We start from the raw sequence: 24902 nt of genomic DNA, 5'->3' as shown, positions 1-24902 counted from the left end.
AGTCAGCGGGCTTCCCGGGGGCCGGCGAACTCTGGCCTCTGCCCCCGTCCCGCCCCCTGCGGTCCGTTCACTGCCGCGCTCGCGGTGAGCAACGGCACAAGAAGGAAGAAGGATCTACCGTGCCCGAAATATCCGCATCCCCTGAAGAACAGCCAGCCTCGACCTCCGATCATCTGGCGTGGCGGCAGCACATCCCGGCCCTGGCTGCTGCCGCCGATGGCATCTGCCAGGCATCCGACGCCTGGGATGCGGTCTCGGATTCCTTCTGCGACCGCGATGGCTGGCCCATCGATGGCAGCTACGACGACGGCAAGGTGAAACGTGACGCCGAAGCGTGGAAACACGTCGAGGTCTTCCTCACCCACGGACCCGAGGTATTGGCCGGTGTCCGCGCCGCCGCCAGCGGTACCGACTACGTCGAGGGGCCGATCAGCGAGGACCTCCGGCGGCTGCACGGAATGGACACCAGCCTGGTACGAGCAGGCCAGATCCGGCACGAGTGGGATCAGGTCTTGGCGCTCATGGAAGCCTCACAACCCGGTTCGCGAGAACTGTACGTGGGCCGGGCGGAGGAGATCCGCAACGCCGAAGGCTGGCACTACGCGGACGAGTTGTCCTATCAGGGTCCGGCTCTCGCACGGGCTGGTGACTACTTGGCCCACCGGGCGGACACAGATCAGCCTCCGCAGACCGAACGCACCCAGGTAGCCCTCGCGCGGTCCGCACCAAGCAACCGCGGCGCTTCCGCTGCTTCGCCTCCTGTGCCGCCCGCGTCGAATCCTCCACCCCCGCGCCGTTCCCGCTGACGCCCTTAACACAGGGCTCCGGCGACGCCAAACCGTCCGATCTCCGGATCCTCGTGGAACGCCAATACCTCCGCCGTCCCACGGCCTGCGGCTCACGCCGTCGACTGCTGGGGCGCCCAGGCCAAGGAGAGGTCCATGCATTCCGACCAGCCTTCGGTCTCTCTCGACGTGGAGAGCACTCGCATCACCGCGCAAGTCAGCGATCCTCCTCTGCGTTTCACAGCGGCATCCGTGGAACGGGAGCGCGGGTACGGGCACGTCACCGTTCCCCTTCGGCAGCGCGGCCTGGAGTGCACCGTCGAGTACGGCCTCAGCGACTACATCGTCCACGTCGGGCTGCCCGACGGTAGTTCGCTGATCATCTCGCCACCCCAGGAGCCGCCCACCGACCATCCACCCGGGCATCCGGAGAGCTGGTTGGTGACCCGTGGGGGGCATCCTGACGACTCCGCAGTCCACGAAGTGATCTACGACTCGGAGCCGGACGGTCCCTACGCGCAGCACGGCGGCGACGTTCCAAGTCTGCTCGCCGCGATCGACTCGCGCCTTGATCAGCTCGGCGTGACTCCGCGGGCGGGGGCCGCCTCACCACGAGCGAGTGCCGCTCGCGCACTCTCGCCGACAGCCCAGCGCATGCTGCCGGCACCACAGCCAGCCGCGTCGGTTATGCGCCCGGCGCTGCCGCCCGTTCGTCCCTCGTCCGTACCCGGTCGCTGACCACTTCCTGTCTCGGAGTCCGCCATGGCCCACCCCACCAGAACCATCCCGACCCTCGACCGCCCCGGCACCCGAGCTTCCACCGGATGGATCTGCCATGCCCACCCACTACGACTCGCTCCCCGACATCGCAGTCGGCCGCCACCCCGACTACGGCATCGTCGCCGCGAACCCGAAACAACTCGCTGCCAGCACTTGGATGTTGAAGGGCTTCGACTTTCATCCTGTCCCGGACCAGCCGACGCTGTACGCACTGGCCGACCAGCAGCGTGACGGACAGGGTCGCGCCACCCGGGCCGTCGCGCTGCTACGCAAGGCCGGCTACCAGGTCGACGTGGACGCCGCGTTCGGTCCCGCACTGGCCCCCGGTGCGGCTCCGGCCCGCGAGCGCCCTCTGCACATAGATCCCGATGTCGCCTTCGCCGAGCATCCGCAGCTCGGCATCGTCGCGGCCACCGGCGACCACTCCTCTGCGCTCGGCGGCCAACTCATCCTGGAGGAACACGGCTGGCGGCTGAACCCGGATCTGGACATCTACACGCTGCCCATCGCTTCCGACCGCGGCGAAGCCCTGGAAAAGGTCGCCAGCGCCACGATGTCGATGCACCGATCCGACCTCCAGGTCGCGGTCCAGCCCCGTCTCGCCCAGGACGTAGCAGCCCGCCGCTCTCCTGCACCCGCACCATCCGCGCGCCACGAGCGCGGTCAGGGCTTGGCCACCCACAGGTTCCCGATCAGCGCCGCCGCGCTCGCCGCCAGCCCGGCCCGCGCCGGTCTCCCGGGCAAGGCACCGGTTCCCGCTCCCGCCACGTCCGCTGCGGCGGCCCGGCCGGTCGACCCGCGCATCGCGTTCTCCCGCAACCGATGACCCAACTTCCGTAAGGAGCAGCTCCCATGGCTGTTGTGCTCCCGGCTATCAGAACGTGCGGAGAGGCGAGTCAGGTAGCTGCGGGGCGGTGAGGCCCGCCCCGGAGCACGTCGGCAGTCATTGCCCATCGTTCGTGGTCCAGCCACGCACCGTTGATGTGCTGGAAGTTCCGGGCCCGCCTCGTCTTCGCCCAACACCCCACCGGCTTTCCCGCCACCACCGATAGGAGATCCGCCGTGCCCGAAGCACCAGCAGAGCCGTTCATTCCGATCCGGCACACCATCACCGGCGAGATCACCACCACCGGCTACAACGCCGCCGCCCGGCGGATCCTGCTCCAGGACGGCTTCGAAGAGGCTCCAGGCTGCGCCTGCGGAGCGACGGAACCCGGTACGGAGCGGACGCACGGGCCTGCTCGCCAGCCGACGAGCTGCTCGTCGCCGGCCATCCCCTGCCCCTGGACCGCGCCCTCGGTCGGCCGGTGAGCGCCGACGGTACGCCCCGGTTGGCCCGGTCGCCGATGTCAGCACAGTCCGTGATCCGCTCCGAGACCGACCAGCCCCTCCAGCCCACGCCAACCCCGCCTGCCCTTCTACCTGTTGAAGGATCCTCGTTGTGACCACACCCGGAACGCGTACCAGTCCAGCGCGCACCAAGGGCGGCGAACTACGGGCCAAGGTGGCCCGACTGCTGGCCGACCGGCCGGCAGATGCGCTCACCATCGGGGGCATGGCCAGGCACCTGGGCCACTCCCACGGCGCCGTCCGCAACGCCGCCCTCACCCTGGTGCGACGCGGCGAGGCCGACCAAAGCGGAAGCGGACAACCGGAGTTCCGCGCGAACGCGAAGACCGCCGCAGCAGCGCAGACCGCTGTGATCAGCCCACCGGGCACCCACGCTCCCCGCGCCCAGGCGGCCATGGCCCGCACGACCATCACCGCAGCGGCCACGCCGAAGCAGACCGGCCCGATCCGCCGCGCGGGGGGCCAGCTCTACCACCCCCGGGAGCTGGCCGATCTGCCCGACGTCGAGGCGTTGAACCGCCTGCGCGACGCCGACGTGCCGGTGCTGCTCTACGGCCCTCCGGGCACCGGCAAGACGAGTCTGGTCGAGGCGGCGTTCCCGGACCTGCTCACCGTCGCCGGTGACGGCGACACCACGGTCGGCGACTTGATCGGCGAGTACACGCAAGCCGACGCGGGGGGCTACGTCTTCCAGTACGGTCCGCTGGTCACCGCGATGACCGAGGGCCGTGCCCTGCTGATCGACGATGCCACCTTGATCTCGCCGAAGGTCCTGGCGGCGCTGTATCCCGCGATGGACGGGCGCAGGCAGATCCAGGTCAAGGCCCACAAGGGCGAGAGCATCAAGGCCGAGCCGGGCTTCTATGTGGTGGCGGGCCACAATCCCGGCGTCCACGGGGCGGTGTTGACGGAGGCGCTGTCGTCCCGGTTCAGCGTGCAGATTCAGGTCGGCACGGACTATGACCTCGCCCTGGCGCTGAGGATCGATGCCCGGGTGGTCCGGGTCGCCCGACACCTCGCCCGCCAGGTCGAACTCGGCGAGCTGGGCTGGGCTCCCCAACTGCGGGAGCTGCTCAGTTACCAGAAGACCGAGGCCGTCCTGGGCACCAAGGCCGCGCTCGCGAACCTGGTCGGCATCGCTCCTGTGGAGGATCGCGACGCCGTCGCCGCCGCTGTCGTCAAGGCTGTCGGCGTCAAGGAGGTCGCTCCCCTCACCCTCGGCAAGCAGCTTCCCGCCTCGGCCGTCCGGCAGCCCCCGGGCAGCACCGGCTCCGCACAGCGGGGCCGCTCGCGATGAGCGCCCACCACCACGTCCAGTCCCCCGCCGTCACGCCGGACGTCGACGCCGACCTCGCGCGCTGGGACGACGACGGCGCCCCGCCCGCGCAGCCCCGTTCCTCCTCGGCCGCGTGGCTGCGCGTGGGTGCCGAACTCGGCGACCGGCTGGTCGCCCTCTCCGGCCGCCAGGATCTCCTCGTCACCTGCCGTCCCGGCACGCGCAGCGGCGCACCGGCCGCGTTCTTCCCCACTCTGGGCGAGGTCGAGTTCGACGCCGCCCTGTTCTCCCCGCTGAAGGCCCACGAGGTCAATCCGCGGATCGTGGGCGACGAGGAGCGGTATCCCGCCGCCTGGGGAGTGTTCGTCCACGAGGCCGCGCACGCGGCCCACTCCGTCTGGACACAGCCTGCCGGAGCGGACCCCCGTGTCGTCGAGGCCGCGCTCCTGCTGGAGGAGAGCCGTGTCGAAGGCGCACACCTGATCACGCGGCCCACGGACCGCACGTACCTGCGTACCAGTGCCCGAACCCTGGTCATGCCCGACATCGCCCACCCCACCCTTCAGGGCATCGAGCACGCCGCCGGCGTGGCGGCCCTGATCCTCGGCCGCCGTGACGTCGGCATCCTGGACGCCAGCGAGACCCGGGCCGTCGCCGATCTGTGCGAAAAGGTGCTGGGCGCAAACCTGCTGGCCACCCTCACCCACATCTGGACCGCAGCCCACCAGTGCGCCGACCACGACGCCACGACCATGCTCGCGCACGCTCAAGAATGGTGCGACGCTCTGGACACTGCGGCCCCCGCCCTGCCCGTGCCGGAGAACCTCACCGATCTACTGTCCGGCGCCGTGGGCGTCGTCATGGACAGCACGGCCGCCACCGACGCCGCAGACCTCGCGGCACAGGCCGCAGCAACCAACGCCATGGCCACCCGGTCAAGGGCACAGGCCAACGACCGAGCCCAGCAGGCCAGTCGGCGACGCCAGGCCGCCGCCACCGCCAAGTCGGTCTTCAACACCCGTGGCACCACCGTCAACCCCGACGGCACACCGGCGCCCTACGGCAACCCGGTCACCGGCACCCGCAGGCCCACCGCCGCCGAGCAGAGCGCCGCCGCGCGCCTGAGCCGCGCTCTGCGTGCCGCCGCCTACCGCGAGCGGACCGAGGAGCGGACCACCAGTCCCACCCCGCCCGGCCGCCTCAACATGCGTGCCGCCCTCGCCCGCGACGCTCAGCGCGCGGCCGGGTCGGTCCCCACCGCGGAACCGTTCACCCACACCCGCCGCCGGAACTCCCCCACCCCACCGCTGCGTGTGGGTATCGCCGTCGACGTCTCCGGCTCCATGCGTGCCGCCTGCGCACCCGTCGCGTCCGCCGCCTGGATCGTGGCACGCGCAGCAGCCCTGACCGACCCCGACTCCCTCACCGCCACCATCGCCTACGACATGCACCTGACCGCCTTGACCCGACCCACCCACCGAGCACCAGAGCGCGTGACGACCTTCGCTGCCAACGGCGGCCACCACAACCTCGGCTACGCCATCGACGCACTCGACCACGGCCTCGAACTCAGCCGCCCCGGCGCCGGCCGCCTCCTCGTGATCGTCACCGACGCCCAGTACGGCAGCGACGAAACCGCTCAAGCCGTCACCCGCATCGAGCAGCTCACGACCGCCGGCTGCGCCGTGCTCCAGCTCACCGTCACCGCGGAGTCCCGCCACTTGCCGGGGACCACCTTGCTGCACCTGACCCAGCCCTCCAGCGCTCCCGCCGCCATCGCCACGGCGGCCACAAACGCCATTCGCAGGACACGCTGAGACGACGCAGAAGGCGGAAGCGTCCCCGAGACCACCGCCAAGCAGTCCAAACCACCTCCGTCCGCCGCATGAATCGTGTGTCTGATGCACGACCCTTCGCAGCGACGCAGGCCACCACCCCAACCGCCAACGAAAGGCACTCGATATGAAGCCCCAGACCAGCAGCCCGACCTCGAACGTAACGCCCATCAAACGGAATTCCCCGGGGGTGGCGACCATCTGGCAGATCACCTACTCCTGCGGCCATCAGGCCGATCGCGACCTGTCCGACCGGGCTGCCGACCGTCGGGCGGGCTTCGCCGAATGGCTCGCCAAGCAGGAGTGCACCGACTGCTGGCGGGCTGCCAAGGAGGGCGACGAGCAGGACAAGGCCGCCTGGCTGGAGGCCAAGCGGGCTGAAGAACAGGCCGAGTCCGAAGCCTGGTCTCAGCAGTACCGGATGCCGCCTCTGGAGGGGACCGAGCGGGCGGTCGCCTGGGGTGTGCGCTGCCGACACCAGGTCCTGGCCGCCGCCTACACCGCCTTGGTCCTCGAAGGCGAGACCAGCGAGACGGAGTGGGGGGAGATCGAGGAAGCCGCTCGCGCCATCAGTGGAGTCGGCCGAGGGCGCGGTACTGGCGTTTCCACCAGCCCGTTTCCCTCGGCCGCTCGCCCGAACCGGACGTGCGAGTCTCCCCGCATCCGGCTCTCCACGAGTCCCGCATCAGCTGATGTCGGTCTCCGGTCGCAGGGCCCACGGGGTGAGGATCGTGTTGCCTCGGTACCGGTAGCGAGTGATCGCTGTCCAGCCTGGAGGTCTGATCTCCACTCCGTCCGCCTCCGGCCACCACTTCCCATCGGGGTAGTAGCGCCGAAGGATCCACTTCTTGCTTCGCTTCGGATGCTTCTTCACCAGCCAGGCCAAGCTCCGCCACCACAGGAAGTGGTCGAGGTCCTGGAAGGCTGCCTTGGACGCTCCGTGCCGGAAGTAGAGAGCCCATCCGCGGGTGATTCTGTTCAGTTGCCGGAACAGTTCGTCCGCGGTCTGGTTCGGGATGTGTCGTGTGGCCTCCTTGACCTTGCGCTTGACCGTCGCACGCGACTTCCGTGACGGGTAGCTGTAGATCAAGTGCCGGTCGCTTCCCCATTGCTGGTGCCGTTGGATACGGAACCCGAGGAAGTCGAACCCCTCGTCGATGTGCACCACATGTGTCTTGTCCGGCGCGAGCCGAAGCCCGACCCGGCTCAAGACGCCGCCCACCTCGTCGAACAGACTCAGTGCCTGTTCCCGGGTGCCTTTCACCATCACCACGAAGTCGTCGGCGTACCGGACCAGCCGGTAGGTCGCGCCTCCGCGCTGACGGAATCGGGTGCGGGATGCGTTGCTTCCGTGTGCCTGCCAGAGCCCGGTGAAGTGCTCATCGAGAACCGACAGGGCAACGTTGGCCAGGAGCGGCGAGAGGATGCCGCCCTGGGGAGTGCCGGTGGACGTGTCCCGGATGACGTCCATGTCGTCCAGCAGACCCGCCTTGAGGAACGACTTGACCAGACTCAGGATGCGCCTGTCCGCGATGCGTCGCCGCACCAGCTCCATCAGAGCGGTGTGGTCGATCTCGTCGAAGCAGGCCGCGATGTCGCCCTCGAACACCCAGGTGTAACTGCGGGGGTTCGTGGCGTAGTTGCGGATCTCCTCGATCGCGTCCTGAGCCCGACGTTCCGGGCGGAATCCGTAGCTGCACGGCTGGAAGTCAGCCTCCAGGATCGGTTCCAGTACCAGTTTCAAGGCCGCCTGCACGACGCGGTCACGGACCGTGGGGACGGAGGCGGCATACGGCCGCATCGTCCAAGCAGTATTCGGGTTGGTTGGTCGTGACACACCCGTTTCATCCGCTGGCCGGGCACCGGGTCGAGGTCCTGTACTCGATGAAGCGGGGCGGCGGGCGGATGTTCGTGGTCGATACCGGGACCGGGGCGAGGATGACGCTGCCGGTGGCGTGGACCGACCGCGGGCCGGCCGCCGAGGAGGTACGGATCTCGCAGGAGTCGCTGGTCGAACTGCGCGCGCTGCTGGATGCGTTGGCCATACGTTGTGCTGACCATCGGCAAGGCAGAGACTCGTGATCAGGCCCCGACGAGACATGAGCGGTGGTCGGCGGCCGGGAGCGAGGCCGGATGAGCATCGAGGGCTGGCTGCGAGCGGACGCCGTGACTGCGGTGGCGAACATGATCGAGACGTCGCTGCGGGCGGGAGGTGGCGGTCGTGAACGGCGAGGAGAAGATCACCACGTCGCACCGCTCCCGTCTGGCGATCATCTACCTGCGGCAGTCGACGATGCTGCAGGTCCGCGACCACTCGGAGTCGACTACCCGGCAGTATGCGCTCGTGGATCTGGCGGTCGCGCTGGGCTGGACGGCGGAGAACATCCTGGTCATCGACAAGGATCTGGGCGTCTCGGGCCGCTTCGGGGTCGAACGCGGGGGCTTCCACGACGTGGTGGCGAAGGTGTGTCTGGCCGAGGCCGGGGCCGTGTTCGGCCTGGAGGTCTCGCGCCTGGCCCGCTCCAACGCGGACATCGCCCGATTGCTGGAACTGGCCCGGCTGACCGACACCCTGGTCGTCGACAGCGACGCCGTCTACGATCTTGCGGATTTCAACGACCGGCTGCTGCTCGGACTCAAAGGGAGCATGTCCGAAGCCGAGCTCCACCTGCTCAACGGCCGCCTCCAGGGTGCCAAGCAGAGTGCCGCCGCCCGTGGCGACCTGCGGGTTCCGCTGCCGGTCGGCCTGGACTATGACGAGGACGGGAACGTCGTCCTGGATGCGGATGAGGAGGTCCGCACCGCGGTTGCCGATGTGTTTTCGGAGTTCGCCCGCACTGGTTCCGCCTACGGGGTGGTGGCCGCCCTGGCCGGCAGGCTGTTCCCGCTGCGTGCCTACGGAGGTGTGTGGGACGGGAAGTTGCGGTGGGGCAAGCTCACCCACGGCCGGGTCCTGGGTGTGCTGGCCAACCCGGCCTATGCCGGCGCCTACGTCTACGGCCGGCACCGCACCCAGCGCACCGTCCGCCCGGACGGCAGCGTGCTCACGACCAACCCCCGTCTCCCGCGCGCGGATTGGCGCATCGTCATCAACGATCACCACGACGGGTACATCACCTGGCAGCAGTTCTTGGACATCGAGGCGAAACTCACCGCCAACTGCACGCATCAGGGTGCCCGGCCGCCCCGCGAGGGCGAGCCGCTGTGTCAGGGCATCATCAGCTGCGGGGGCTGCGGCTGTCGCATCGGCACCCGCTACCAGGGCAAGAACCGCTTGGCCCAGTACGACTGCATGGGACATCGGGACGCCGCCCGCACCACGTCCTGCCGCTCGGTCACCGCCGCCACCGTCGACGGGGCGGTCGTCGGCCTGCTGCTGGCCACTTTGACGCCCGCGCTGGTCAGTCTCGCCCTGGATGCCGCCGAGCAGGTCACTCAGCGCCACACCCGCGCGCATCACGCTGCTGAACTCGCCGTCGAGCGGGCCCGTTACGAAGCGAACCGCGCCGAGCGGGCCTTCGGCCAGGTCGAACCGGAAAACCGCCTGGTCGCACGGACGCTGGAGGTCCGCTGGGAGGCGAAACTGGGCGCACTCAACGAGGCCGAGGCCAACCTGGTCGCTACCCGCGAGGCCCGTCCGCCGCTGCCCGGCCGTGCCGCACTGGAGAGCCTCGCTGCCGATCTGCCCCGGCTTTGGGACGATCCGGCCACCACCGCCAAGGATCGCAAGCGCCTGCTGCGGACCCTGATCAGCGACGTCACGGTGCTGCCCGACAGCGATCAGGGCGAGGTCCGGATCGGAGTGCGCTGGCACACCGGAGCCACCGACCTGATCACCACCGCGCGCAGTGGGGCGCCCCGCACCCCGCCGGCCGCGATCGAACTGATCACCCGGCTCGGCGCCATCATGACCGACGAGGAACTCGTCGCCGAACTCGCCGCGGCCCGCCTGCAGACCGGCAAGCGGCGTCCCTTCGACGTCAAAGCGGTGCGCTGGACCCGGCACGCCTACCAGATCCCGGTCCCCGACCCGTTCCGCGAGGGAGAGATCTCCATCCAGCGGACCGCCTCGATCCTGGAGGTGACCGCGGGCGTCGTCTACTACTGGGTCAACCAGGGCCTGCTGTCCGCCCGCAAGGACGACCACGGCCGCTGGTGCATTCCCTGGAGCGAGGCCATCGAGACCAACTGCCGCCGCCAGATCGCCGCCTCGGGACACCTCACCCCTCCGCACCCGAGGCCGGCGCGGGGCACCGCGCTGGACGGCGAGGTCACCGTCGCCCAGGCCGCCGACCTGCTCGGTGTCGGCGAGCACGTCATCTACTACCGGATCCGCATCGGTGACCTGCCCGCCCACCGCACCGAGCAGGGCCGCCTCAGCATCCCGCTCACCGACACCCTCCACGCCCACCTCCGTGACCGCCTCGCCCACAGCGGTCAGCCGGCCGTCACCGGCGAAGGCAGCCGACCCCTGCCCGAGGCCGCCCGGGCGCGGGACGAAATCTCCGTCCAGCAGGCCGCCACCAGGCTCAAAGTGCTGGCCGCCGTCGTCTACTACCAGGTCAGGGCCGGTCACCTGCAAGCCCGCCGCACCGCCACCGGCCGGATCGCCATCCTCTGGAACGACGAGATCCACACCCGGATCCGCGCCCAGCTCGCCGCCGATCCGCCCGGCCCTACGGGCATCGGCAGCCGTCTGCTGCCCACCGGCACCACTGCCCGCGGCGAACTCAGCGTCCAGAACGCGGCCAAGCAACTCGGCATCCGGCCCGGTGCCCTCTACTACTGGATCCGCCGCGGCGAACTCGCCGCCCACAAAACCAAGGACGGGCGTCTCAGCATCCCCTGGAGTAACAGCGTCAAGGCCGCCTGCCTCCAACGAGCCGCCCACGGACAGAAATTCACACCCCAAACCCAAGAAGTCACAGCAGGAGGCGCAGTATGAAGTCACCGTCGGGATGCCCAGGCGACGGAGCTTTCCGTTCGCCTTGGGAATCCACCGCTCCTTGACCGGAAGCGGCCGAAACGTACGGGCTTTCACGTCTGCCCGTAGTTCCTCCAGCAGCCCCGTCGCGCCGTGCGCGCTGCGCTCGATGCCGTGGACGGTGCGACCGTCCACTCCCGCGCTGCGTGCGCCCTTGTTCTCCCGGACCCGTTCCCACGCCACCGCGAGGAAGGCCGGGTCCACCACGAGGTTGAACAGATCACCGAACCGGCGACCGGAGTCGGCCACCGCCCAATGGTGCAGTTTCGTCTGAATCTCCAGTACCCGCCGCTGGGCCCGGAACGGGCTCGACAGCATGGCGCCGATATTCACCGGCGCGTCTTCTGGCATGACAGTCCTTCCGCTGCTCGACTCGCTGCCGCCCTTCGCCCTGTGACCGGCTTTCCCGGCCTCCGACTACTACGGCGGCTCCGCCCCGCTACCGGCCCGTCAGCCGACGGTGGGCCTATCCCGCCCTCCGCTGGATGCGGAGTGGTGGCGGGAGAACCGGTGCGGTTCCCGTGTTCACTTGCTGCCGATCGACGGGTTAGGTGCCCAGCTTTGCCCCGGAGGCCCCCGCGCGTACGCCGCAGTTCTTCTGCGCGGGCTGCCCGGTCACGATGGCTTCGCGCCGGACGGGCGTCATCTCCACGATCTAGATGACAACGCACCCCAACGCCGGCCCAGATCCACCAGGTTTCGAGCCGGCTCCACCTAACGAGGGTTCAAGCACTGGTTCCTCGCGTACACCTTCCCGTCTCGCTCGCCGGACCTGGACTGTCTGGCAGTGCCAGCCCATCCCGGCTTTGTCAGGGCTGCTTCCCACCTTCCCCGGCACCTCCCGGGTCAGGCTGCCCTCAGCTTCACCAGACCGCTGCGACGGTCCGGAGATGAAGGTCTTGCACCTCCATTCGGAACAACAAGCGCCTCACGGCGCACCCCGTGCCGGGTGGTGGATCGACCAGCGCTCCTCCGAGCCTGACGACCTCACGGAGCTGCTCCAGGCAGCCACCGAAGCCGACCGGCCGACCGAGAACCCCCACTTCTGACCACCCGGTGCCCCGCCTCGTCGGGGCACCGGCTCCTCTTTCAAGGACCTTGATACCCCATGCCTGAGTACCCCCTGCGCTGCGATGTCCGGCGCACCGAGAGCACCACGGACCTCCTTGGCACCCTCCACCGCAGCGAGCCAGGCTTCGCCCCCTACCTGCTCACCGCCTGGTCCCGGGAGCTGACCGCCCAGGAGACTGTTGTCCTCCCGCACCTGGCACTGCTGCTCGACGAACCCGTCGCGCTGCGGAAACCGCGGACCGGGCACACCGCGTCCCAGCGACTCACCTGGCACTGCGCCATTCGCAACACGACCGACGTGGAACTCGACGACGGCGACTGGTTCGAGCTGACGCGCGAGGTTCTCGACGCCACCGGCATAGAGCCGGACGCCGATCCGGCGGCCTGCCGGTGGGTGGCCATGCGTAACCAGGCCAGCGGGCTCGACATCGTCGCGACCGTCATCCGCCAGGACGGCCGCTGGGCCCGGTTGCACAACGACGCCTACTTCGCCCGCGCCGCCTGCGCGAACTTCACCGACGACCACGGCCTCGACACCCCGGGATGAGCGAGGGCTCGTACCAGGGATCTCCGGCCGCACCAAATCGCGAATCCTGCGGATCCTCTCCCTGACAGCCCGGAGACCGGGCTCCTGTTCGCCACTCCCCTTCGAGGTAGCCGCCGTGATCGCCCACCTGCAGCGCGCCAGCGACACCGCCGGCCTGCTCTCGTACCTGTACGGGCCGGGCGAGCGCGGTAACCACACCCGTCCCCGGCTGATCGCGGGCGACGGCCACGGAGCCCCGATCGACCTCCTCGCCGAATCCGGCTCGCCGCCCAATTTGGCCCGCGCCCTCGACGCTCCCGTGGAACGCCTCGGGGGCCGTGCACCCGAGCGGCCGGTGTGGATCTGCTCGGTCCGCTCCGACCCTCGCCGACCGGACCTCACCGACTCTCAGTGGGCCACGGTCGCCCGCCGCCTCGTGGCCGTTACCGGTATCGCCCCAGAAGGCGATCCGGATGCCTGCCGGTGGATCGCCATGCGCAACCAGCCTCGGCAGGTGCACGTCGTGGCCACCCTCGCTCGTGAGGACGGCAGCCTCCACAACGCCTACCGAGACGCCTTCCGTCTCCAAACGGAGTGCCGCCGAATCGCCACCGAGCTGGGTCACCTACCCACCACGCCAGAACCGATATCCCGAGCCCTGGAGACCAACGTGCCCGCCCCTTCCATCACCATCACCGCCGAGCCCAGCGGCAGCGTCTCGGCGAAGGGCGCCGGCGACGACCTTTCCGCCACGCTCCTCAAGCACGCCGGTTTCCAGCAGATCGAGGACTGGTACGGCCGACGCCACCGCCTGCCCACCACGACCCCGCCCGTCGACCGCGCGACCATCGCCACCCACGCGGCCGAGATGCTTCGTGCCGCCCGCTACCGAGTCGACCTCGACCCCTCCCTCGACTCCGGCCTCACGGCCACCCCGGCAAACCCGCTCGGGTCCTACATCGCCGGAGCGGAACTCCTCCGACTCACCGACCAGATCAGGTCGGCCGAGAACGGTGACGACCTTCGGCGGGCGGTCGACCACCTTCTTCATCCCGAGCACGGCGCGCTGGAGCGTGTGCGGGAAGCGCTAGAGGCGGCGGGCGAACAGATCACCGACCTCGACGACGAGGCGTATCAACTCGCCGACCGGTTTGGCTTCGCTGCGGAGATTGTCAGCTCGGCGCAGTCGGAACTCCACAATTCAGAGGCCGAGTTGCTCGGCATCGGCGGCACGCAGCCCCAGGCCGAGGCACGGGATCAGTCTCCGAGGCATCCCGGCCCCCAAGCCGCCGCTCTCGCCACTTCGCCCGCAGCGGCTAAGGCCAAGGTCTCCTCGGCCTTCGGTGGTGGGGCATCAGATACCAGCGCGGTCGTACGTCCCTCGCAAGCCCCCGGCCCTCGGGCGCGGTGACCCCAGATGATCTCAACCGCTCCCGTCGTCGACCTGCCGCGCACCTATCTCATGCGGGCCACCGACGCTCTGGCCAGTGCTACGGCCACCTACGCCATCCCGCTCCTGGTCCTGGTCACCACCGGCTCCACCGCCCTGACCGGCCTCGCGTTCCTCCTCGAATGGGCACCTCGGCTGGCGGCCTTCTCCTTCGCCGGATCGATGGTCGATCGGTGGGGTCCCGGCCGTGTCTTCCGGACGGCCAACCTGGTGCGTACCGCTGTGGTCGCCCTGGCCGGTGCCGTGCTGTTCGTCCTGCCCGGCACCGGGACGATGACAACGAGTGTTGTCCTGACGTTCGGTGCTGTCTCCGGGCTGCTCGCGGAGGTCTCCTTCGTCGCGATGGAGACGCTCGGTGCTGAAGCCAGCCGCCAGTTGGGCAACGAGGCCCACCGGGTACAGGCCGCGCAGACCGGGATCGACCAGTGCGCGATGCTCGTCGGTCCGCTCCTGGGCGGCCTACTGCTTCTCGCCGGCCCGACGTTGCTCCTGACCGCGGTCGCCCTGTTGGCTCTTACCGCTGCCGCGACTGCATCCGGCATTGGAGGCGTCACGGGGCCCAGCCCAGCGCCCAGCAGTCTCTTGACCGGGTGGGCAACCCTGCGCCGCACCCCAGCCCTCGCGTGGTTGGTCGGCGGCCTGGCCGCCTCCAACTTGGCCACGGGCGTCCTGCAGGCCGCCGCCCCGATCACCGTCATCCACCACTTCCACTACTCCACCGTCGCCGTCGGCTCAGTCTGGAGCGCGGCAGCCGTTGCCTCGTTGATTGCCGTGTGGACCAGTCGCCGTGCGATCGACCGCTTCGGTATCTGGCCGGTCGGCGCGGTGACGGCTGCCGTCTCGACGGCGGCGTGTCTGGCGACCGCCCTCGCGCCGAGCTTCGCCACGTACACCGTGGCGGTAGCGGCGGTCATGGCTGGCGAAGGCGCGATGACCGTCGTCCTGCGAACCCTGCGGTCCCGCCTCATCCCGGCGCAGGCGTTCGGCTCCACCCTGGCGGTGACGATCATCCTGGTACTGCTTCCGCTTCCGCTGGCCGGAGTCCTGATCGCGCTCGTACCCCCTGCTGACATTCCGCACCTGCTCCTGGCGTGCGCCGGTCTCCAGGGCCTGGCGCTGAGTGCATGCTTCGCCGGTCTGCGACGGCACCGCGCGGCCTGCGAACTGCCCCACCCGCAGGTTTCTGCACTCCGCAAGGAGCCCGCCCCAGCAGCGGATGCCGTGTGAACGGTCGCTGAGCGGCCCAGTACATGCACCTTGCCCTCCCTCCTCATACCCACCACCGCATCACGGAGGCTCCCCATGTCCCGATCTACTCGCCCGCTGCTGATCGTCGTCGGCGGCACCGATCCCATCTGGCGCGGCTACTGCGTCGAGCAGGTCGCCGCCGCATACCCGATCGCGCTGATCGACACCAAGCCGCCGTCCTGGCAGCAGCACCTGGTGGTCGACCATGAGGTCGCCGATACCCACGACCCGGAGGCCGTAGTCGCTGCCGGCCTGGCTCTGGCCGCTCGGCATCCCATCGCTGGAGTCGTCACCTGGGACGAGTACACGCTCGTGCCGACCGCTGAACTCGCCGCCCGTCTCAACGTGCCCGGAAACAGCGCTGCGGCGATGACTGCCTGCCGGGACAAGGCGACCAGCCGCCGCCTGTTCGACGAGCAACACGTGCCTTCGGCCACGTCCACCCGCGTCGACAACCTGACCGCGGCGGAAACAGCCGCGCTCCGCACCGGTTTCCCGGTCGTCCTCAAGCCTTCCTCCCATGCCGCCAGCATCGGCGTGGTCCGCGTCGATACGCCCGAGGAACTGCCCTCCGCCTGGGAGTTCGCTGTCGCCGGAGCCGGTGAGCAAGGCCCGGAGGGCAGCGGTGTGCTGGTCGAGGAGTACCTGTCCGGTCCGGAGATATCGGTGGAGTGCGTCACTCAGCACGGTGTCACCACCGCCCTGGCCGTGACCCGCAAGGAGGTCGCCTTCCCTCCGTACTTCGAGGAAGTCGGCCACACCGTGAGTGCTGGCGACCCGCTCCTGCCCGAGGTCGCCCCCGTCGCCGTTCAGGCAGTGCGGGCGCTGGGCGTGACGACTGGCGTCCAACACGTTGAGATGCGCCTCACCGCGTCCGGTCCACGCATCATTGAGGTCAACTCCCGTATCGGCGGCGACCTGATCGGGCAGCTCGTCCGCCTCGCCACCGGCCTCGCACTGCCCCGGATCGCGGCCGATGTCGCCTGCGGACGGATTCCCGACCTGACGCCCACGGCGTGTCCACGGACAGTGGGACATCCGGGTGAGCGGACAGTTCAGGTCCTCGTGTGCGGACAGCTGATCTCCCTGTCCGGTATGACTATTTGTCCCTCGGTCGGGCTCAGGCCAACGGGGTGACACCCTGGCCTGTGGTGGCTTGGGTGAGCCGAAGCGAGGAGCCCTCGGTGAGGATGATGTGGGCGTGGTGCAGGAGCCGGTCGACGGCCGCGGTCGCCAGGGTTTTGGGCATGATCGAATCGAATCCCGAGGGGTGCAGGTTCGAGGTCACGATCACCGAGCGGCGCTCGTATGCGGCGTCGATGACACGGTAAAACGCTTCGGCGGCGGCCTGTCCGGACGGGAGCATGCCGATGTCGTCGACGACGATCAAATCGCACCGGGTGATCTTCGCGATGGCCTTGGTGACGGTGTTGTCGACGGTGGCCCGCCCCAGGTGGGTGGTCAGCGATTCCAGGGTGAACCAGGCGACCTGCATCCCGGCGTCGATGGCCTTGTGGGCCAGGGCCTCCGCCAGGTGGCTCTTGCCCGTCCCCGACGGCCCGGTGACAGCCAAATTCTCCGCGCGGCCGATCCATTCCAGGGTCATCAGTGCGTGCTGGGTGGGCAGCGGGATCGAGGAGTCGGCTTCCTTCCAGGACTCGAAGGTCTTGCCGGAGGGCAGGCCGGCCTGGCGGTGGTGGTTGCGGCGGGTGGCCTCGTTGCGGCCGTGGGCCTCGGCCTCCAGCAGGATCCGCACGACCTCGGCGGGGTCCCAGCGTTGGGCCCGGGCGGTGGCCAGTACGTCGGGGGCCGCCGCGCGGAGGTAGGGGAACCGCATCCTTCGCAGCACCGCGTCCAGCTCGGCCGGGATCGGCGGCGCGAGAGGCGCGGGCGGGACCGGGGACGGGGCGGGGATCAGCTCGGGCGGATCGATGACGGCTGTGGTGGCCATGGGCAACTGCCTTTCCTTGCTGGATGGTTCGGGACTGTCCGTTCCCGGGCCGCTTCGCGGCCCGGGAACGGGGGATCAGGTGGCGGGGCGGCCGAAGTCGGACCAGGCGCCGGTGCCGGGCTGCGCGGAGTGTGCCTCGTCGGCGACGACCAGGTCGGCGGGGCGGGCGGCCTCTTTGCGGTGCTGGACGATGGACATCAGGTCGCCCTCGGCGAAGCGCCGGTTGATGGCCGCCAGTCCGAGTGAGAGGTCGACTTCGGCGGTGCCGACCAGGGCGGCGAGCTCGACGGCGCCCGCCATCTTGACCCGGATCCGGGTGGTTCCGGCCGCGGCGGCCTCGATCAGCCAGGACTTCGCCCCGGGGCCCAGTGCCAGGAAGGCTTCCTCGGCGTCGTTGCCGGGCTTGACCTTGGGCGGGCGCGGGGACCCGTCCATCTCCTGGGGGTGGTCGGGGTAGTGGGCGGTGTCGATGACCGGACGCCCGGGCAGGGCGATCTGGTGCCGGGCGACCTCGGCCAGGCCGGCCGGGCCCTGCATCCACTCGGGGCGGTGGGCGAGCTGGGACAGGTCGCAGACCACGACGAGCTCGTCGCCGTCGACGCGCACCCACGCTTCCTGGCCGACCAGTCCGGGCGGGGTCGAGTAGCGCACCGACCCGAAGCGCACCGTCTGGTCCCGCAGCACCTGCCTCGACTCGCCCAGTGCGAGGGTGTGCGGGCCGGCGGGCAGCGCGTGCAGGCGGGTGCGCTCGATGTCGAGCATGGTGGAAGGGGCCCGGCCGGTCTCACGGTGGACCCGGTTGTTGACCTGTTGGCAGAAGATCGCGCAGGCCCCGCGCAGTTCGGCGAACGAGTCGTAGGCGGGCCGCAGGTTGGCGTCGGTGGGCACCAGGTCGGCCTTCGCGACGCGGACCGTGGCCTCGCTGCCGCCCTTCGATTCGGGGTCGAACGGCACACACGTATGTACTTGAAGGCCGTAGTGCCGTCCCGCGGCCACGATTTGGGGGTGGCGGACCGCGACACCGGCGACCCTGTCGATGGTCACCGTCTTCTCGTTGTCGGTCAGCGCATAGGTCGGCACTCCGCCGATCGCCCGCAGCATCGAGTCGACGCAGGAGATCAGCGTGGGCAGGGTCCGGTCCCAGACCGGGATCACCACCCGGAACCTGGACCAGGCCAGCCATGCGCAGAACAGCAGTGTCACGCGGGGCGCACCGCCGCCGGGACCAGGGACTTTCGGGCCCCATCCCCAGTCGAATTGGACCCACAGCCCCGGCTCGGTGATCCATGGGCGATACGTTCTGCGGTGCCCTGCGTCCCAGCGGCCCTTGGCGACCGCCACCGCCCGGCGCGTGGTGCGTTCATCGCCGGTGAACCCCAGCAGCACCAGGCGCTCGTGGAGCTTGTCCGCGCGGGCCTTGCCTTGCGAACGTTCCACCCATTCCTCGATCTTGGGAAGGAACGGGTCGATCAGCTTCGGCCGCATCACCGGTGCGTCAGATGGCTGACCGGTGTCCCTCATCCGTGCGTACCTGCGGACGGTCTTCGGGTCGACCCCGGCCAGTTGGGCAGCCGAATGCGCACACCCGGTGGCGTCCAGGGCCTCGTAGATTTCCATGATCTCCCTGCAAGACTTCTTCACGGTCCCTCCGGCGCGGTCCAGCTCGTTGTCCTCACACCAGCGAGCAAACCCCCGGAGGGATCACCAGTTCGGTACCTGGGTTCGAAAGCACACGAACGGCCGTACCGACAGGGAGATCAGCTGTCCGCCAAGCGGGATCCAAAATGTCCGCCTACAAGGATCTTGCGCTGTCCGCTCTCACGGCGCACAGCACTGCTGCGATAAAGATCGTCTATCCCCCGGCTACCGGCACCCTCTCCGCTCGCGACCTGGCGATCCACCCTGGTCCGGAGTCCCCGTGGCTGCACCAGGTGACGTGGCTCCGCGACGTCGGAGAGCGAGTCGTACTGCCGCCGGCTGGCAACCTCGACACCAGCCGGGTCGGCTTCCTCATCGTCACCGCCGACAGCGCCGAGGCGGCCCAGGACTCTCTCTCGCGTCTCGCCGACGCCCTGACTTTGTCGGTGGCCCCGTGAAGCTTTCGCCGTCCTCCGCCGCCACAGAACCGAAACGCAGACCTGTGACTGTCCATCCGGGTGGGGAGCACGTCGGCCTTGTGCCCCCACCCAGCCCGGAAGTCCAGCACATGATCGAGGAGCAACCGTGCCCGAGTTCTACCCGAGTATCGGCGAGGCCGTCGGCGCCGCGATGCAGCACAACATCCGGCTCGCCCACGGCAGCGAGACGTCGGGCTCCGACAAGCCGCTACAGGTCCGCCGCCTGCCCCATCCTTCCTCCGACCCGTACTCCGTTCCTGGGATGATCGCCCGGCTCACCGAAACCGCAGAGCCCAACGAGGTCGCCGGAATCATCGAGGAGATCAACGGGGCGCTGGTCGGCGCTCTCCCGCAGCTGACCGAACTCGTCGCCGCCGCCGCCGACTGGACCCGCGTCCGTCTGACGTTCGACGACCCGAACCACAACCCCGCCTTCGAGACCTGGACGCGGCTGGCCGCCGCCCACGGCATGCTCCTGGATGTCCAGGAGCAATTGGAAGTCGCCGAGGACGGGATCGCGGCGTGCCCTGCCGAACTCACCGCCCCCAGGCACCACGAGATGGTCAACGTCCTGCAGACCAGGGAACTGCTCAGCGATGTCCTCGGCGCTGGTCCGGTCGCCCCGGCCCCGACGACCGCCGATGGCACTGCGGAAACGAATCGGCAGCGCGCTGCCCGTACCTCCTCACCGAAGGCTGCCGCCCAGCGCACGACGTCACCAGTCGGCTCCACAGACGCTGCGCCGAGCACTCCGCCGCCCCGAGCCCCTCGCACTCGATAGCCCCGACCGCCGAGTCCCTTCCTGAACAGGAGCTTCCTCGATGATCAGCAGAAGAGCGCCGCGTGCCCCGCCCCCATCACTCGCCTGCGCTCGATTCCAGGACCCACCATGCCCGCACCGCGTACCAGCGCGCCCTCGACCACCACAGGGTCGGACGCGCTCCTCTACCTCCTCTTCGGCATACTCGGCATCGCGCTCGCCTTCGGTTCGCTGGCCTGGCTGAGCGGCAATCTCACCAACTCCCTCTTTGGAGAGGGACCTTGGTCTGCGTTCAGGGCCACTGACGCACTGCTTCATCCGGATGTGATGTGGCCGAACCTGAGCACCACCGCCCTGCTGGTCGGCGCGCGGATCATCCCCGGCCTGCTGTCCGTCTGCCTCACCATCCTCGGCCTGGTGCTGTGGATGCGCCTGCGCGGCGGCCCGAAGAACGGCCTCGCCCGGAAGGCCGACCTCGCCCCGCTGCTGGACAAGGAGATAACCGCCAAGGCCAGGAGCCTGCGGCCGTCCTTGAGCGGCCGGGAGTGTAAAAGAGGTCGCCCCGGCTGACCGCGGCATCCTTCTCGGCACCCTCTCCCCGGGGCGGGCCAATGTCCGCGCGTCCTGGGAGGACGTGATCGTCGCGATCATGGCTCCGCGCTCCGGTAAGACCTCCGGGCTCGCGATCCCCGCGATTCTCGCGGCGCCCGGCCCGGTCCTGCTCACCAGTAACAAGGCCGCGAACGACGCCTTCACCGCGACGGTGGACGCTCGGGCCGAGGTCGGTGCGATCTGGACTCTCGACCCGCAGCAGATCGCACACCACCCGCGCGAGATGTGGTGGGACATCCTGGCCGACGCACGCGACCTGGCCGGAGCGAAACGCTTGGCCGGGCACTTCGTCGCCGCCAGCGTGGACGAGTCGAACGGCTCCGACTTCTGGTCCACCGCCGCGAGCAACACGCTCGGCGCGCTGTTCCTCGCTGCCGCCAGCCACCGGCGCCCGATCACCGACGTCCTGGCCTGGCTCGCGTCCCCCGCCGACCGAACCCCGGTCGACCTGCTCACCGATGCCGGCCACGACGCGGTCGCGGCCCAGCTCCAGGGGACCGTCTCCGGCGCGACGGAAACGCGCGACGGAATTTTCGAGACGGCGCGGCAGTACGCGAGCTGCCTACTCGACCCGGACGTCGCAGCGTGGGTCACCCCCGCCAAGGATCTCCCCGAGTTCAAGCCCTTCGCGTTCGCCACGTCCCGCGACACCCTGTACCTCCTGAGCAAGGACGGCGGCGGTAGCGCGAGCGCCGTCATCGCCGCTGCAGCCGACGCCGTGATGCGTGCCGCCGTCGTCGTCGCCGAGCGCTCCGGCGGACGGCTGGACCCGCCCGCACTGTGCGTCCTCGACGAGGCCGCGAATGTGTGCCGAATCAGCGATCTACCGGACCTGTACAGCCACTTGGGCAGCCGGGGTGTCATCCCGATGACGATCCTGCAGTCCTACCGGCAGGGCCAGCGGTGCTGGGGCGACGCCGGCATGGACGCACTCTGGTCTGCGGCCACCGTCAAGATCATCGGCTCGGGCATCGACGACGCGGACTTCGCCGACCGGCTCAGCAGGCAGGTCGGCGACCACGACGTGCAGACCACCTCGGTGTCGACCAGCGACAGCGGCAAATCCACCTCTGTGTCGATGCGCACCGAGCGGATCCTGCCGCCCGACGCGATCCGCGCCCTGCCCAAGGGCAAGGCGCTGCTCCTGGCCACAGGCATCCGGGTTGCCATGCTCGATCTCCGGCCTTGGTACAAGGAGCCGTCCGCCAAGGTGGTCGGCCCGGCTTCGACCCGTGCGACGAAGGCGATCACCGATCGGGCCATCGCGAAGACCCACGACCGTGACGACTTCGGGTTGTCGGCATGAGCGCGCCCACGCCGCGTCCTGGGCGGTTCGCACGCTCGCCGGTCGTTCTGCGCGACGGGCATTGGTGGTTGGTCAGCGGGGCCGGCTCGATACTCGCCTCCGATCCGACGTTCGCCCGCACTCTGGACCACTTCGCGCAGGCGATGGTCGCTGCCGACCAGGCGGTCGACGATCTCCGTGCCCGGGAGAGCCAACCTCCCGCTTCTGGTACAGGGGGGCAGTGATGAACCCGCTGCTGGGCGCGGAGCAGGCCGTCCTCGGTTCCGTGCTGCTCGACCCAGGGCAGCTCTCGCACCTGGATTGGCTCGCTCCGGATCACTTCTACCGGCCGGTCCACCAGGCGCTGTTCGCCGCGTTGCGCAAGCTCCGGGACGATAGCCACCCCGCGTTGGCCGAAGAGTCCGTACCGCTGACATGGGTGACCGATGCGGTCGCCGAGGCCAGCACCAACGTACGGGGGCTGACCACGGTGTACGCCCACACCCTGATCTCGGCCTGCCCGCGTCCCACGCACGCTCCGGTCTACGGCCGCATGGTGCTGGAGGGCGCGATCCATCGCAGCATCACGGAACACGCGATCCGCCTTCACCAGGCGGCTCGCGCCGACGCCCTACAAGGCGAAGTCGAAGGAGCCCTGCACTACGCGGACGTCCTTACCGGCGTGCTCAACGATCTCGCACATCGGTGGGGGACCGAACCGCGCCCGGTCGCACCGACTACTCCGCCAGCCACCGTCCCGGCCGTGCCACCGCCGGTTCGCGCCGACCAGGTCGCCGAGGACGAGCGGTTCCTTCTAGCCGTCCTCGCTGAGCAGCCGAAAGCCATGGACCAGGTAGTCGGCTGGCTGCGGCCTGGCGACTTCGCCGACCCCGCCCATGGGCAGCTCTACCGCTGCCTCGGCGCGCTGCACCACCGGGGTGAACCCATCGATCGGGTCACCTTGCTCTGGGAGGCCCAGCGGCGCGGGCTTCTGGCCGACGGAACGCTGTCCGGCGATCAGCTCGCCGATATCTGCGACGGCGTGGGCCCAGGCAGCGCCGAATGGCTCGGCGAGTTGGTGATGCGCTCGTCGGTCACCCGCACCGCGGCGACCTCTGCGCGGGCCATCCGGGCCTTGGCGGAGAACGCGGCTCTCGCCCCCGGGCGGCTCATCAATCACGCGTTGCATGCGCTCGGTCCCCTTGATGAAGTGCGCGCCCGCTGGCGGGCGGCGAACGGCCACCCCGCACCGACGCCGACGGGCCCGGCTCCCTCGCCGACCGGGCCGCCCCCTGCGCAGGTGCACGCGGCGCTCGCCCGCAGCTCGCCGCGCCCAGTCCCGCCATCCTCGGCCCGGCCTGGCTCCGCCCCCAGCCCAGCCGCCGTGCGACCGCCCTCTCGCGGACACGGCTGAGCCCTCCCCCCTTCCGTCGTTCGTCCTCTCTATTGGGATTCACCGTGAACAACACTCCCGTCTCCGACGCCTTGGCCCTGCGTGCCACGGCCTCAGCCTTCGATGCCCAGCGCGGCAAGCTCCCGGGCCCCGGAGACCCCCACCGCTCGCCGAACAGCGTCGCCGTCGCCCGGCAGGCCGAATCGCTCGGGGTCGGTGAAATGCAGACCACCGTCGCGGGCCCTCCGCTGATCGGCTCGCTCTGTTCGGGGTACGGCGGGCTGGACCTGGGCGTCCAGTCGGCGCTCGGCGGCACGCTGGCCTGGCACGCGGAGGTCGATCCGAACGCCTCGCGCATCCTGGCCCGCCATTGGCCCGGTGTCCCGAACCTGGGCGATATCACGACCATCGGCTGGTCCACCGTTCCCCGGGTGTGCGTCCTGACTGCGGGCTTCCCCTGTCAAAGACGTATCGGTCGCCGGCCGTCGGGCCGGACTCAACGCCCAGACCCGCTCCGGGCTGTGGCTGCACGTCGCCCGTGCGGTCGAAGCCCTCCGACCTTGCCTGGTTGTGATCGAGAATGTGCGCGGCCTCCTCACCTCACCTGCCGGTTCCCCTGGCGACGTGGAATTCTGCCCGTGGTGTCTGGGAGACACCCCAGGTCAGCCTCCTCTGCGGGCACTCGGTGCCGTACTCGGATCCCTGGCCGACCTCCGGTACGACGCGAAATGGCTCGTGCTTCGCGCCTCCGATATCGGAGCCCCGCACCGGCGCGAGCGCACTTTCCTCGTCGCCTGGCCCGCCGAACACGCTGTTCAAGACGCCGACCAGCAACATCGCGAAGAACGGCGGCTCGCAACACCCCTCCAAGAGGAAGAGCGGAGGACACGGCCCGAACCTGGCCGACGAGGTGGAGTGGCTCCTGCCTACTCCGAAGGCGTCGGACGGAATCAAGGGCTCGCCCAATCAGCGTCACGGCAATGGGGACATGACCCTGCCGAGTGCGGCGGCGTCGCTGCTGCCCACCCCACGGGCCAGCGACACGGGCACACCGGGACGCCGACCGGGCAAAGGATGGCGCCCTCCGCTGTCAGCAGTGGTTCTGCCCCTCTGGACGGAATCAGCTCCGGAATCCGAGGGGGCGACCAGCGATGGGGGGCGTACTCAGCCGCCATCGCCCGATGGGAGATGCTCACCCGCCCCGCGCCGCCGCCCACCGATGCGGCCGGACGCCTTCGTGCCGACTTCGTGGAGTGGATGCAGGGCCTGGAGCCCGGCTGGGTCACCGCCACTCCTGGGCTTGGACGACCGGCCCAACTCACCGCACTGGGCAACGGTGTCGTGCCGCAACAGGCTTCCCGAGCAGTGCAGTTGCTGGCTCCGCACTTCCCTCGCTGCCCTCGCTGCGCGACGGCGTAGCGCCCCACTACCGGGTTTTCCCGGCCGGACCAAATCGCGGTTCCTCCGGATCCTCTTCCT

The 24902-nt window shown here is 69.7% G+C and carries 21 protein-coding genes and 2 pseudogenes; 19 read left to right on the top strand and 4 right to left on the bottom strand.

Going from position 1 to position 24902, the window contains the following annotated elements:
- Positions 1 to 119: 119 nt before the first annotated feature.
- From ACLLJJ_RS21200 to ACLLJJ_RS21175, 6 genes are all read left to right on the top strand, one after another.
- Entirely contained in the window at positions 120 to 806 is a 687-nt protein-coding gene (locus ACLLJJ_RS21200; RefSeq protein WP_434593878.1) for a hypothetical protein, read from the top strand.
- 135 nt (positions 807 to 941) lie between these two features.
- On the top strand, positions 942 to 1523 hold the full coding sequence (locus ACLLJJ_RS21195; protein WP_434593876.1) for a hypothetical protein: 582 nt from the start codon (positions 942 to 944) through the stop codon (positions 1521 to 1523).
- A 97-nt stretch (positions 1524 to 1620) separates the two neighbouring features.
- The gene (locus tag ACLLJJ_RS21190; protein WP_434593874.1) at positions 1621 to 2391 is read left to right on the top strand and encodes a hypothetical protein; all 771 of its coding nucleotides are present in this window, start codon (positions 1621 to 1623) and stop codon (positions 2389 to 2391) included.
- Positions 2392 to 2654: 263 nt separating this feature from the next.
- The gene (locus ACLLJJ_RS21185) at positions 2655 to 2876 is read left to right on the top strand and encodes a hypothetical protein (protein ID WP_434600476.1); all 222 of its coding nucleotides are present in this window, start codon (positions 2655 to 2657) and stop codon (positions 2874 to 2876) included.
- A 193-nt stretch (positions 2877 to 3069) separates the two neighbouring features.
- Positions 3070 to 4212: an AAA family ATPase gene (locus ACLLJJ_RS21180; protein ID WP_434600475.1), complete on the top strand. Its 1143-nt coding sequence runs from the start codon at positions 3070 to 3072 to the stop codon at positions 4210 to 4212.
- Entirely contained in the window at positions 4209 to 6008 is a 1800-nt protein-coding gene (locus tag ACLLJJ_RS21175; RefSeq protein ID WP_434593872.1) for a hypothetical protein, read from the top strand. Before ACLLJJ_RS21180 ends, ACLLJJ_RS21175 begins: the two co-directional genes overlap by 4 nt.
- Positions 6009 to 6711: 703 nt before the next feature.
- Here the strand turns inward: ACLLJJ_RS21175 and ltrA are convergent.
- A complete protein-coding gene (ltrA, locus tag ACLLJJ_RS21170) occupies positions 6712 to 7827 on the bottom strand; it encodes a group II intron reverse transcriptase/maturase (protein WP_434593870.1) in 1116 nt (371 codons plus the stop codon).
- A gap of 29 nt (positions 7828 to 7856) precedes the next feature.
- Between ltrA and ACLLJJ_RS21165 the strand changes: the two genes are divergently transcribed.
- The 7 genes from ACLLJJ_RS21165 to ACLLJJ_RS21135 all read left to right on the top strand — a co-directional run bounded on the left by ACLLJJ_RS21165 (position 7857) and on the right by ACLLJJ_RS21135 (position 16442).
- Positions 7857 to 8108, top strand: coding sequence for a DUF5372 family protein (locus ACLLJJ_RS21165; RefSeq protein WP_434593867.1), 252 nt, complete (start codon positions 7857 to 7859; stop codon positions 8106 to 8108).
- 139 nt (positions 8109 to 8247) lie between these two features.
- Positions 8248 to 10971, top strand: coding sequence for a recombinase family protein (locus ACLLJJ_RS21160; protein ID WP_434593865.1), 2724 nt, complete (start codon positions 8248 to 8250; stop codon positions 10969 to 10971).
- A gap of 929 nt (positions 10972 to 11900) precedes the next feature.
- Positions 11901 to 12059, top strand: coding sequence for a hypothetical protein (locus tag ACLLJJ_RS21155; RefSeq protein WP_434600696.1), 159 nt, complete (start codon positions 11901 to 11903; stop codon positions 12057 to 12059).
- A gap of 59 nt (positions 12060 to 12118) precedes the next feature.
- Positions 12119 to 12628, top strand: a complete 510-nt coding sequence (locus ACLLJJ_RS21150) for a hypothetical protein (RefSeq protein WP_434593862.1) — start codon at positions 12119 to 12121, stop codon at positions 12626 to 12628.
- Between the two features lie 115 nt (positions 12629 to 12743).
- Positions 12744 to 14018, top strand: coding sequence for a hypothetical protein (locus ACLLJJ_RS21145; protein WP_434593859.1), 1275 nt, complete (start codon positions 12744 to 12746; stop codon positions 14016 to 14018).
- A gap of 6 nt (positions 14019 to 14024) precedes the next feature.
- Positions 14025 to 15284, top strand: a complete 1260-nt coding sequence (locus tag ACLLJJ_RS21140; RefSeq protein ID WP_434593856.1) for an MFS transporter — start codon at positions 14025 to 14027, stop codon at positions 15282 to 15284.
- 75 nt (positions 15285 to 15359) lie between these two features.
- Entirely contained in the window at positions 15360 to 16442 is a 1083-nt protein-coding gene (locus ACLLJJ_RS21135; RefSeq protein ID WP_434593853.1) for an ATP-grasp domain-containing protein, read from the top strand.
- On the opposite strand, the gene istB is transcribed toward ACLLJJ_RS21135, so the two are convergent.
- Together istB and istA are read right to left on the bottom strand one after the other, a co-directional pair.
- Positions 16426 to 17256 carry an IS21-like element helper ATPase IstB gene (istB, locus tag ACLLJJ_RS21130; protein ID WP_267719259.1) on the bottom strand — a complete coding sequence of 277 codons (831 nt, stop codon included), beginning with the start codon at positions 17254 to 17256 and terminating at the stop codon, positions 16426 to 16428. The two genes, ACLLJJ_RS21135 and istB, sit on opposite strands and share 17 nt — an antisense overlap.
- A 75-nt stretch (positions 17257 to 17331) precedes the next feature.
- Positions 17332 to 18873: an IS21 family transposase gene (gene istA / locus ACLLJJ_RS21125; protein ID WP_283472000.1), complete on the bottom strand. Its 1542-nt coding sequence runs from the start codon at positions 18871 to 18873 to the stop codon at positions 17332 to 17334.
- Positions 18874 to 19040: 167 nt separating this feature from the next.
- Between istA and ACLLJJ_RS21120 the strand changes: the two genes are divergently transcribed.
- The 4 genes and pseudogenes from ACLLJJ_RS21120 (at position 19041) to ACLLJJ_RS21105 (ending at position 23444) form a co-directional block, all read left to right on the top strand.
- Positions 19041 to 19352 carry a hypothetical protein gene (locus ACLLJJ_RS21120; protein WP_434593850.1) on the top strand — a complete coding sequence of 104 codons (312 nt, stop codon included), beginning with the start codon at positions 19041 to 19043 and terminating at the stop codon, positions 19350 to 19352.
- 127 nt (positions 19353 to 19479) lie between these two features.
- Complete coding sequence (locus ACLLJJ_RS21115; protein WP_434593847.1) at positions 19480 to 20154, top strand: hypothetical protein; 675 nt, start codon at positions 19480 to 19482, stop codon at positions 20152 to 20154.
- A 108-nt stretch (positions 20155 to 20262) separates the two neighbouring features.
- Positions 20263 to 22051, top strand: a pseudogene (locus ACLLJJ_RS21110) (type IV secretory system conjugative DNA transfer family protein).
- Positions 22052 to 22274: 223 nt separating this feature from the next.
- Complete coding sequence (locus tag ACLLJJ_RS21105; protein WP_434593844.1) at positions 22275 to 23444, top strand: DnaB-like helicase N-terminal domain-containing protein; 1170 nt, start codon at positions 22275 to 22277, stop codon at positions 23442 to 23444.
- Positions 23445 to 23536: 92 nt separating this feature from the next.
- Here the strand turns inward: ACLLJJ_RS21105 and ACLLJJ_RS21100 are convergent, their stop codons facing one another.
- A complete protein-coding gene (locus ACLLJJ_RS21100) occupies positions 23537 to 23752 on the bottom strand; it encodes a hypothetical protein (protein WP_434600695.1) in 216 nt (71 codons plus the stop codon).
- On the opposite strand from ACLLJJ_RS21100, the pseudogene ACLLJJ_RS21095 reads away from it, so the two are divergent.
- Together ACLLJJ_RS21095 and ACLLJJ_RS21090 are read left to right on the top strand one after the other, a co-directional pair.
- Positions 23705 to 23827 (top strand): annotated as a pseudogene (locus ACLLJJ_RS21095) (DNA cytosine methyltransferase); the annotation flags it as partial. The gene ACLLJJ_RS21100 and the pseudogene ACLLJJ_RS21095 sit on opposite strands and share 48 nt — an antisense overlap.
- A gap of 40 nt (positions 23828 to 23867) precedes the next feature.
- Positions 23868 to 24842 (top strand): DNA cytosine methyltransferase, encoded by a 975-nt coding sequence (locus ACLLJJ_RS21090; protein ID WP_434600474.1) that lies wholly within the window; start codon positions 23868 to 23870, stop codon positions 24840 to 24842.
- Positions 24843 to 24902: the final 60 nt, after the last annotated feature.

The organism is Streptomyces sp. A5-4, assembly GCF_051131715.1.
Taxonomy (GTDB): Bacteria; Actinomycetota; Actinomycetes; order Streptomycetales; family Streptomycetaceae; genus Streptomyces.
Note: the sequence above shows the minus strand (reverse complement) of the source record. Positions and strands in the feature narration are given on the sequence as shown.

What these genes read in the sequence shown, in the direction of transcription:
- istA (WP_283472000.1), bottom strand. Translation starts at nt 18,873, where the DNA reads ATGGAAATCTACGAGGCCCTGGACGCCACCGGGTGTGCGCATTCGGCT.
- ACLLJJ_RS21135 (WP_434593853.1), top strand. Translation starts at nt 15,360, where the DNA reads ATGTCCCGATCTACTCGCCCGCTGCTGATCGTCGTCGGCGGCACCGAT.
- ACLLJJ_RS21105 (WP_434593844.1), top strand. Translation starts at nt 22,275, where the DNA reads ATGAACCCGCTGCTGGGCGCGGAGCAGGCCGTCCTCGGTTCCGTGCTG.
- ACLLJJ_RS21175 (WP_434593872.1), top strand. Translation starts at nt 4,209, where the DNA reads ATGAGCGCCCACCACCACGTCCAGTCCCCCGCCGTCACGCCGGACGTC.
- ACLLJJ_RS21120 (WP_434593850.1), top strand. Translation starts at nt 19,041, where the DNA reads ATGTCCGCCTACAAGGATCTTGCGCTGTCCGCTCTCACGGCGCACAGC.
- ACLLJJ_RS21140 (WP_434593856.1), top strand. Translation starts at nt 14,025, where the DNA reads ATGATCTCAACCGCTCCCGTCGTCGACCTGCCGCGCACCTATCTCATG.
- ltrA (WP_434593870.1), bottom strand. Translation starts at nt 7,827, where the DNA reads ATGCGGCCGTATGCCGCCTCCGTCCCCACGGTCCGTGACCGCGTCGTG.
- ACLLJJ_RS21190 (WP_434593874.1), top strand. Translation starts at nt 1,621, where the DNA reads ATGCCCACCCACTACGACTCGCTCCCCGACATCGCAGTCGGCCGCCAC.
- istB (WP_267719259.1), bottom strand. Translation starts at nt 17,256, where the DNA reads ATGGCCACCACAGCCGTCATCGATCCGCCCGAGCTGATCCCCGCCCCG.
- ACLLJJ_RS21195 (WP_434593876.1), top strand. Translation starts at nt 942, where the DNA reads ATGCATTCCGACCAGCCTTCGGTCTCTCTCGACGTGGAGAGCACTCGC.
- ACLLJJ_RS21155 (WP_434600696.1), top strand. Translation starts at nt 11,901, where the DNA reads ATGAAGGTCTTGCACCTCCATTCGGAACAACAAGCGCCTCACGGCGCA.
- ACLLJJ_RS21150 (WP_434593862.1), top strand. Translation starts at nt 12,119, where the DNA reads ATGCCTGAGTACCCCCTGCGCTGCGATGTCCGGCGCACCGAGAGCACC.